At 56.3% G+C, this 2,366-nt stretch carries 2 protein-coding genes; both read left to right on the top strand.

Annotated features, from left to right (window positions below):
• Positions 1 to 806: hypothetical protein (locus tag AC1D35_RS35635; RefSeq protein ID WP_477942674.1), on the top strand; the 806-nt coding region annotated here is incomplete at its 5' end.
• A 231-nt stretch (positions 807 to 1,037) separates the two neighbouring features.
• Complete coding sequence (locus tag AC1D35_RS35630) at positions 1,038 to 2,066, top strand: IS110 family RNA-guided transposase (RefSeq protein WP_477942672.1); 1,029 nt, start codon at positions 1,038 to 1,040, stop codon at positions 2,064 to 2,066.
• The last annotated feature ends 300 nt before the right edge of the window (positions 2,067 to 2,366 follow it).

The following is a 2,366-nucleotide window of genomic DNA, read 5'->3' as shown; positions in this document are numbered from 1 at the left end:
GACAGAGGACTGCGCTGGCCGAGGCGCATTCAAAAGGGATCGAGCGAGTTAAGGACCCTCGCATCGAGGCCCTGATGAAGGCTGATACATCGCGGAGCATCACTTCCATGCCACAAGACGTCCTCCGGGCCCATGTCATCAAGACATACCTCGGTATAGGCTCGAAGGAGGTCGAGAACATCCTTGTGGGTATGAAAAAAGACAGGGAGCGAGACCAGTTGGCGGCCCTCCACGCTACAATCGAGGGCGGCGAACAAAACGGAGAACTGAGCCAAACACGACTCGCACCTAACTACGAGATGGCAATGTATCTGGCACAAGCGATCGGGGCGGTTATTTTCACCGACAGCCCTAATCGCTGGCAGGAGATCACGCATGCGGTCGCTCGCAAAAGCCGAAAATATCGCCGGTCTCTTCCCACCCTCGCAGAAAACATAGAGAAATCAGAGTTCGCATTTCCCGAGGATTACACCTCAATACACGGGTTAGTGGCGGACAGCAGGTTTTCCGGCTACTGCCGTGTGATCCGCGAAAGCGTCAAATACCTTTCCAGGCTTGCCGTGCCGGAAGCAGTTGCGAAGCCCAATCTGGAAGCCAGTATTGCCGCACGGTTTTCCAGCACGCATCATGTCGCTCAAAAACTGATTAGACAGGCTGGCATCGAGGCCACCATGGCAAGAATAACGTGTCTCGTTCCAGCGGGTGGAATCCAGGACAATGCGATCAATCGCCTGCTGTTAATGTCTAGTTCGGAACATCATCTTCCGTCAGTGCCGATGRCCTTTTACCTGCGCTCACCCAACTAGGTTTTGATACCAGGCGGTGTCTGCCACCTTCGAACAGAACCTCCACAAAGCATGGGCACCTTGGTCAATGCGTGATCGAGACACTGCCTACCACTAATCCGAGCCGATGATGGTGCGCCATCCGGCTCTTCCGGGATCAGAACAAGATGGGGTGGTTGCCGTCCTCCCCTCACGGCATTGCAATATGCCAAGATGATGTGGTTGTAGTCTACAGGACGGAGAGACGGCAAAATGAAAGACACGATGATCGGGGTGGATCTGGCAAAGAATGTTTTCGTGCTGCACGCAGCAACGATGACGAGCGAAGTACGGTATCGAAAGAAACTGTCACGAGGACAGTTTCTCCGCTTCCTGTCGGAACAGCCGCCAACGATTGTGATTATGGAAGCCTGCGGTAGCGCCCATTACTGGGCCCGTGAGTTGGTCAAAGTGGGGCACGAGGTCAGGCTGATCGCTCCGCAATATGTCCGCCCTTTCGTGAAGCGCCAGAAGAACGACGCCGCCGATGCTGAAGCAATCGTCATCGCGGCCCGTCAGCCCGAAATGCGTTTCGTCCCGCCCAAAACTGCGGATCAGCAAGCTCGGGCGGTTCTGTTCCGGGCGCGCGAGCGGATTGTCCGCCAGCGAACGGAATTGGTGAACGCTTTGCCTGCTGTTCTCTATGAATATGGCCAGGCCATTCCACAGGGCATTGCTCACATCCAGCGCATTGAAGCGATCGTTGAGAGGGCTGAGATCGACCTGCCTGAACTCGTGCGGGAGGAGTGCCGTGATCTTCTGGCTCAGATCGACGAGAAGACAGCCCGGATTAAGGAGAAGGCCAAGAAGCTCGTGGACCTGTCTCGGCAGAGTGGAATCGCGCATCGACTTCAAACGATGCCAGGCGTGGGTCCGCTGGTCGCACTGGCGGTAGAAGCCTTCGCGCCAGCGATGGAGAATTTCCGGTGCGGCCGAGATTTCGCAGCCTGGCTTGGTCTCGTTCCCCGACAATTTTCGTCGGGCGAAAAGGAACGACTCGGCCGGGTATCGAAGGCCGGACAGGCCGACATTCGCAGACTTCTGATCATCGGTGCGATGACCTGCGTAAGTTGGGCGGGTCGCAAACCGCCGGTGCACGGATCGTGGCTTTCACGGATGCTCGCAAAGAAGCCGAAGATGCTGGTGGCTATCGCACTGGCGAACAAAATGGCGCGGAATATATGGGCCATGCTGACGAAGCAGGAAGATTATAGAGACCCGGCTCTGGCAATTATGGCGTGACCCGGAACCGCTACGGATAACCAGGACCGGCTAGGAGGTGTGAGAAGTCGATGACCCGAATGGGCGCATGATCGAAACGATCTGGATCGGGAAAACCAGTACTGCTCTTGGAGCCACGAGCTCGGGAACAAGATTTGGGCCGGATCCGCAGATCACCATACCGGCCGGCGGCCTCTGAAAGTGCCGCAAAGAAAGGCCTGACAGAAGACCGCACTCGATCACACCTCAAAAAAGGTCAGAAACTACTTGCGCAACGGACGGCAACCACAGAAGAGCAGTGCGAAATCGATGGGATGGAAG

Source organism: Rhizobium sp. P1_E6 (assembly GCF_056405875.1).
The sequence above is the reverse complement of the archived record's forward strand: the minus strand, read 5'-3'. Positions and strand labels throughout refer to the sequence as shown.